We start from the raw sequence: 7,091 nt of genomic DNA, 5'->3' as shown, positions 1-7,091 counted from the left end.
GATCCGGTAGTTCAGCTGGTTAGAATACCTGCCTGTCACGCAGGTGGTCGCGGGTTCGAGCCCCGTCCGGATCGCAGTATTTATGGTTAGAACCTCTAGTAGTAACTAGAGGTTTTTTTTGTTTTTAATCCTTTTCTTACTGTTAAAAATCATCTTATAAACTTTTTATGTTTAACCAAATAATCTTAACTTTATAGAGAAAAATAAAAGTAGGATTATTATATGATACCAAAGACCGATTTAGAGAAAATGAAGACCAAAGGGGATTTGATGAAATACCTCTACAAGCATCAAGATGAAGATTCCAAATATGCTGCCCTTATAGAAAAAATAGAATATGAAGATGAATTAAAATTGTTACAAGCAGAACTTGTAAATCTTCAGAATTGGATTAAAAATACGGGTAAAAAAGTCGCTATTATTTTTGAGGGTAGAGATGCTTCTGGTAAAGGAGGAACTATTAAGCGTTTTGCGGAACATCTTAACCCTCGTGCTATGCGTATTGTAGCTCTTAATAAACCTACAGATGTGGAGCGAGGACAATGGTATTTCCGTAGATATATTAAAGAACTTCCTAATTCTGGTGAGATTGTTTTCTTTGATAGAAGTTGGTATAATAGAGCGGTGGTAGAGCCTGTGATGGGATTCTGTACACCAGAGCAATATGAGGAATATATGGTGCAGGTGCCAGAGTTTGAGCATATGCTTTACGAATCGGGGACACATATTATCAAATTTTGGTTTTCTGTAAGCAAAGATGAACAGTTATTCCGTTTTAATAGTAGGCTTCAAAATCCGCTGAAAAAATGGAAATACAGCCCCGTAGATGAAAAAGGGCAGGAATTATGGGACGAGTTTACGAAATATAAAAATCAGATGTTTTCTAGAACTCACAATGCTTTTTCGCCTTGGGTAGTGGTGAAGTCTGATAATAAAAAGAGGGCAAGACTAGAGGCGATAAGATATGTGCTTAGTCAGTTTAATTACGAAGGGAAAGGAGAGAATGAGGTTTCTCTTAACCCAGACCCTAGTGTGGTACAAAGGTACTTTAGAATGATTAAGCAAATAGACTTTTAATTATAAATAAACATCAATATGGAACTTACAGATACACAATATAAAAAACTAGATACTAAAAAGGGGCTTTACGCTCTATTGCAGTCAGATACGCTTAATCCAGACAAAGCATTGCGTACGATAAAGTACGAGAAAAGATTGGCTAAATTACAAGAAGAGCTTATCAAAATGCAAAATTGGGTGGTAGAAAATAAACAGAAGGTAATCATTATTTTTGAAGGTAGAGATGCGGCTGGTAAAGGTGGAGCGATAAGAAGAATTACCGAACATCTTAACCCTAGAGAGCATCGTGTGGTTGCTCTTCCAAAGCCTAATGAGGTGGAGCAAGGTCAATGGTATTTTCAGCGATACATTAGTCAGTTGCCAAAAGCAGGGGAGATTGTATTTTTTGATAGAAGTTGGTACAACCGTGCAGTAGTAGAACCCGTTAATGATTTTTGTACAAAAGAAGAGTATGATATTTTTATGTCGCAAGTCAATGAGTTTGAAAAAATGTTGGTAAACTCGGGTATTTATTTGCTTAAATTGTATTTCTCAATTTCAAAAGAAGAACAAGCAAAGAGATTTGCTGATATTATAGAAAACCCTCTTAAAAAATGGAAGTATAGCCCTGTAGATGCTAAGGCTTTAGATTTATGGGAGGTTTATACAGAATATAAGGAAAAAATGTTTGAGGTTTCGGATACAGAAATTGCACCGTGGAAGGTACTAAAAGCCAATAAAAAATCTAAGGCGAGGGTAGAGGCATTAGAATATATATTGGATAAAATTCCGTATGAATCGAAAAACTTGGAAATAATAACTCACGAAGAGTTAGAAGATTAAGGTGTTTTGTAAAAGGTGGCTTATTAGTCGCCTTTTTTGTTTTAGGCTTACGGAATATCTGGGTTGGTGGTTCATATAAAAATTAGTACATTTGTCAGGATAAAAACAAAAATAAATTTGAATTATAATGAGTCAATTTGATGTTACTGTTATCGGTTCTGGACCTGGAGGTTATGTGGCAGCTATTCGTTGTGCACAATTAGGTTTTAAAACAGCTATTATAGAGAAATACCCTACCTTAGGAGGGACGTGTCTTAATGTAGGGTGTATTCCATCTAAGGCACTTTTGGATAGTTCGGAGCATTTTGAAAATGCTAAACATAACTTTGCAAACCACGGAATTGTTATCAATGAGCCTAAAGCAGATTTGGCTAGAATGGTAGAAAGAAAAAACGAAGTGGTAGAACAAACAACTAAAGGGATTAATTTCCTAATGGACAAAAACAAAATTACGGTTTTTGAAGGAGTAGGAAGTTTTGAAACAGCAACTAAAATTAAAGTAACAAAAAATGATGGCTCTACAGAGTCTATTGAGTCTAAATATACCATTATAGCTACGGGGTCTAAGCCGTTTTCTTTGCCTTTCATTAGTTTAGATAAAGAAAGAGTAATAACTTCTACGGAGGCTCTTAATTTGAAAGAAATACCTAAGCACCTTATCGTAATCGGTGGTGGTGTTATAGGGCTAGAGCTTGGTTCTGTTTACAAAAGACTAGGTTCTGAGGTAACAGTGGTAGAGTATTTAGATAAAATTATCCCAGGAATGGACGGTTCTTTATCTAAAGAATTGCAAAAAGTTCTTAAAAAACAAGGAATGAAATTTATGCTTTCTACAGCAGTTTCAGCAGTGGAAAGAAAAGGCGATACAGTAGTAGTAACGGCTAAAGATAAAAAAGGAGAAGAAGTAAATGTAGAGGGAGATTATTGCTTAGTATCAGTAGGAAGAAGACCTTATACGGAAGGTTTAGGCTTAGAAAATGCAGGTGTAGACTTAGACGAACGAGGAAGAGTAAAAGTAAACGACCATCTTCAGACTAATGTGTCTAATATCTATGCGATTGGTGATGTGGTTAAGGGAGCTATGTTGGCTCACAAGGCGGAAGAAGAGGGTGTTTTTGTGGCAGAAACTTTAGCAGGGCAAAAACCTCATATCAACTATAATCTAATACCAGGAGTGGTTTACACTTGGCCAGAAGTAGCTGGAGTTGGAAAGACAGAAGAACAGCTTAAAGAAGAAGGCGTTTCTTATAAAGTGGGAAGTTTCCCAATGAGAGCTTTGGGTAGAAGCCGTGCGAGTGGAGATATCGATGGGTTAATTAAGGTACTGGCTGATGAAAAAACAGACGAAATTTTAGGAGTTCATATGATAGGAGCTCGTGCTGCGGATATGATTGCAGAAGCTGTGGTAGCTATGGAGTTCCGTGCGAGTGCCGAAGATATTTCAAGAATTTCTCACGCTCACCCAACATTTACAGAGGCTATTAAAGAAGCAGCTTTAGATGCTACAGGGAAAAGAGCATTGCATATGTAATTATTTATATAGAATAAAATACCTGTTAATGGGGAAAAATCAACTGATTTTTCCCCATTTGTTTTTACCTTTATATTGCTTTATGTAGTAATTTCTTAATTGAGTGTGTGCAGGATGAGTCAAATTAGGATCGCTTTGCACCAATAGGGTTACTATTTTCTGTGCTACCTTAATTACCGAAGCATCTTTAGTTAAATCCAACTTTTTAAAATCTACAATACCACTTTGTTGAGTTCCCAATATATCCCCAGGACCTCTAAGCTGCATATCTACCTCCGAGATTTTAAAACCGTCATTGGTTTCGCACATCGTTTTAATTCGTTTCCGCCCTTCCGTGGATAGTTTGTCCGAGGACATCAAAATACAATAGCTCTGCTCTGCCCCTCGTCCCACTCTGCCTCTAAGCTGGTGCAACTGTGAAAGCCCAAACCTTTCGGCACTTTCTATTACCATTACCGAAGCATTTGGTACATTTACACCAACCTCTATAACCGTAGTAGCCACCATAATTTGAGCCTTATCTGAAGCAAAATAATTCATCGCTTCATCTTTTTCGTGAGGTTTCATTTTGCCGTGTAGCATGGTCACTTCGTATTCCTTAAAATAGTCTAGTACTATTTCAAAGCCTTCCATCAAGTTTTTATAGTCTAAAGTCTCAGATTCTTCTATTAGCGGATACACAAAATAAATTTGTCTTCCCTTTTGGATTTCTTCCTTTGCGAACTGATAAACCGAGAGCCTGTCTTTTTCTCTCCTATGAGCCGTAATAATGGGCTTTCTTCCCATCGGCAACTCATCTATTACCGAGACATCTAAATCCGAATAAAAACTCATTGCTAAAGTTCTAGGGATAGGCGTTGCCGTCATAATTAAAATATGCGGTGGAATTTTATTTTTAGACCAAAGTTTCGCTCTTTGTGCCACCCCAAAACGATGTTGCTCGTCTATAATGCCCAAGCCCAAATTTTTAAACTTAACCGCATCTTCCAATATAGCGTGAGTTCCTACCAAGATAGACAACCTCCCAGATTCTAATCCCTCGTGAATGTCTTTTCGTTCCGATTTTTTTGTAGAACCTGTTAAGAGCCTTACTTCAATGTTCGTTCCTTCTAAAAGTTCAACTATGCTGTTATAATGTTGCTGAGCCAAAATTTCCGTAGGAGCCATAAGGCACGCTTGTGTCCCATTATCCAACGCCAATAGCATTGAAAGCAACGCCACCATAGTTTTACCTGAGCCTACATCGCCTTGCAAAAGCCTGTTCATTTGGATAGGCTTTTTCATATCATTTCTAATCTCTTTCAGAACTCGCTTTTGGGCATTAGTGAGTTCAAAGGGTAATTTATTTTGATAAAAATTATTAAAATAATCTCCCACTAACGGAAAAGGAATCCCTACATTGGATACTTTTTGATATTGCTTTTTAAGACCATACCCCAGCTGAAAGAAAAAGGCTTCCTCAAATTTCAGGCGTTTATTAGCCTCATCTATCCATTTTATATTTTGAGGAAAATGGATATTTTGATAAGCCTCTCTTCTACCAATCAGTTTAAGCGAGCTAAGGATATTACTCGGCAAATTTTCTTCTAAAAAGAAAGAAGTCTGTTTAATAACTTCCCTGATGATGGTTTGGAAAAATTTATTATTAACCCCTCTTTTGGTAAGTTTTTCACTCCCTGAATAGATAGGCAATAAAGTTTCAGATAAAGCCTTTTTCTCGTCCAGCTCTATCTCTGGATGAGGCATAGAGAAAACTCCATTAAACCAATTGACCTTACCAAAAATAAATACTTCTTTATTGATAGGCATCTGCTCCACCATCCATTTGGTATATCTAAACCAAACCAGTTCTATCACGCCTGTTTCATCGTAGAATTTTGCAGACAATCGCTTTTGTCCCTTACCATAAACCACTTCTTGCAATTCTCTTATCTTGCCCTTTAATTGCACCTCTACATCTGCATTTTTCTGCAAATCTGCTACTTTATACAATCTGCTTTTATCTAAATATCTTATTGGGTAGAATGTAAGCAAATCTTCCACCGTACTTATTCCCAGCAGATTTTTGATGAGTTTTGCCCGCTCTGGACCTACTCCTTTAAGGTATTCTATGGAAGTTTCTAAAGTCAATTACAAGAAAACTATTAGACCGCTAAAATAGGAGTTTTGAAACTAATATAAAATTTCAACACTCAAAAACCTACAATAACCTCATCTCCGAAGGTAAAAATCCTTACTTTTGCCCTTATGTTTTTAGAAATAAAGAATCTATCTTTTTCGTACCATTCGGAACGCTCTATTTTCACTAATTTCAATTGGAGTTTTGAGAAAGGGAAAATCATTGCCATAGCTGGAGAAAGCGGGTGCGGAAAATCCACTCTTCTAAGTCTTATCTACGGTCTTATGGACTGGCAAGAAGGACACATCTATTTTGAAGGCAACCCCTTATTTGGTCCAAAAGCCAACATTGTCCCTGGTGAAAAAGAAATGAAATTGGTGGCTCAAAACTACGATTTGATGCCTTACGGAACGGTGTATGATAATGTAGGTAAATTTATTTCTAACATCAATCTTGAGGAGAAAAAGAACAAAGTCAATCAGCTATTAGACATTGTGGGTCTTAGTAATGAAATAGATAAAAAGCCCAAATTCCTAAGCGGTGGACAGCAACAGAGAGTTGCCATTGCAAGAGCCCTTTCTCTATTACCAAAACTCTTACTACTAGACGAACCTTTCAGTAATTTAGATGTTTCCAGAACGATAGATATTAGAAAAAAACTGTTTGATTATGTTAAAGAACAAAACATCACGCTTCTAATCTCTACCCACGATTTACAGGAAGTGATGCCTTGGTTAGATGAAATTTTAATTTTAAAAGATGGGCAAATTGTTCAAAATGGCACACCACAAGAGCTATATAAAAAGCCTAGCAACAGCTATGTTGCCAAATTATTTGGAGAGGTAAATATCCTAACCGAACAACAGAAAGAAATTCTACAATGTTCCAAAAACTTCTATTATCCTAACGAAATCAAAGAATCCCTAAATGGAGCATACACTGCAACGGTACTAGAAAGTAGATTTTCTGGAGGATTCTATTGGAATAAAATTGATATTATGAATGTAGAACTCATTATGTACTCCGAAGCAGAATTAACTGCAAAAAAAATCAGTGTAAGTCTAGATTAATTTTATCCTTCCTTACACTGTATTTTTTTAATTATTTCTGACTTTAAGCCTTTCTCACAAACTCTGATTTCAAGCCCATAGCTCCAAACCCGTCTATTTTGCAACTGATATTGTGGTCACTATCATAATTTAGTCTGATATTCTTTACTTTAGTCCCTGCCTTTACTGGTTTTGGCGCTCCTTTTACTGGCAAATCTTTTATTACTACTACAGTATCACCATCTTGTAATTCATTACCATTAGAATCTAATATTTTCTCTCCATCGGAAGAAGCTGAAACTTCTGCTGGATTCCACTCATGAAAACATTGTGAACACACCATTAAATCATCTTGTGGATAAGTAAACTCTGAACTACATTTAGGACATAAAACTACTTCACTCATAATTCTTTATTTAATTTTACTGCAAAGATAATCATTTTTATCTGTTAGAAAGATTTAATTCCATTTACAAAAAACAAAGAGAGA

At 36.3% G+C, this 7,091-nt stretch carries 6 protein-coding genes and 1 tRNA gene; 5 read left to right on the top strand and 2 right to left on the bottom strand.

The window, feature by feature from the left end:
- The 4 genes from D1003_RS09655 (at position 1) to lpdA (ending at position 3,433) form a co-directional block, all read left to right on the top strand.
- Positions 1-74 (top strand) — tRNA-Asp (locus D1003_RS09655).
- 148 nt (positions 75-222) lie between these two features.
- A complete protein-coding gene (ppk2, locus tag D1003_RS09650; RefSeq protein ID WP_014938445.1) occupies positions 223-1,077 on the top strand; it encodes a polyphosphate kinase 2 in 855 nt (284 codons plus the stop codon).
- 18 nt (positions 1,078-1,095) lie between these two features.
- Entirely contained in the window at positions 1,096-1,902 is an 807-nt protein-coding gene (gene ppk2, locus D1003_RS09645; RefSeq protein WP_153936770.1) for a polyphosphate kinase 2, read from the top strand.
- A gap of 127 nt (positions 1,903-2,029) precedes the next feature.
- Positions 2,030-3,433 carry a dihydrolipoyl dehydrogenase gene (lpdA, locus tag D1003_RS09640; protein ID WP_153936768.1) on the top strand — a complete coding sequence of 468 codons (1,404 nt, stop codon included), beginning with the start codon at positions 2,030-2,032 and terminating at the stop codon, positions 3,431-3,433.
- A 39-nt stretch (positions 3,434-3,472) separates the two neighbouring features.
- Here lpdA and recG read toward each other — a convergent pair whose 3' ends face one another.
- Positions 3,473-5,563, bottom strand: a complete 2,091-nt coding sequence (gene recG / locus D1003_RS09635; protein WP_153936766.1) for an ATP-dependent DNA helicase RecG — start codon at positions 5,561-5,563, stop codon at positions 3,473-3,475.
- A gap of 117 nt (positions 5,564-5,680) precedes the next feature.
- Here recG and D1003_RS09630 point away from each other — a divergent pair, with 117 nt between their 5' ends.
- A complete protein-coding gene (locus D1003_RS09630) occupies positions 5,681-6,622 on the top strand; it encodes a sulfate/molybdate ABC transporter ATP-binding protein (RefSeq protein ID WP_153936764.1) in 942 nt (313 codons plus the stop codon).
- A gap of 43 nt (positions 6,623-6,665) precedes the next feature.
- On the opposite strand, the gene D1003_RS09625 is transcribed toward D1003_RS09630, so the two are convergent.
- Positions 6,666-7,007: a zinc ribbon domain-containing protein YjdM gene (locus D1003_RS09625; protein ID WP_052910487.1), complete on the bottom strand. Its 342-nt coding sequence runs from the start codon at positions 7,005-7,007 to the stop codon at positions 6,666-6,668.
- Positions 7,008-7,091: the final 84 nt, after the last annotated feature.

It is taken from the genome of Riemerella anatipestifer, from assembly GCF_009663465.1.
In the GTDB taxonomy this organism is placed as follows: domain Bacteria; phylum Bacteroidota; class Bacteroidia; order Flavobacteriales; family Weeksellaceae; genus Riemerella; species Riemerella anatipestifer_C.
This window is presented reverse-complemented; position numbering and strand designations above follow the sequence as displayed.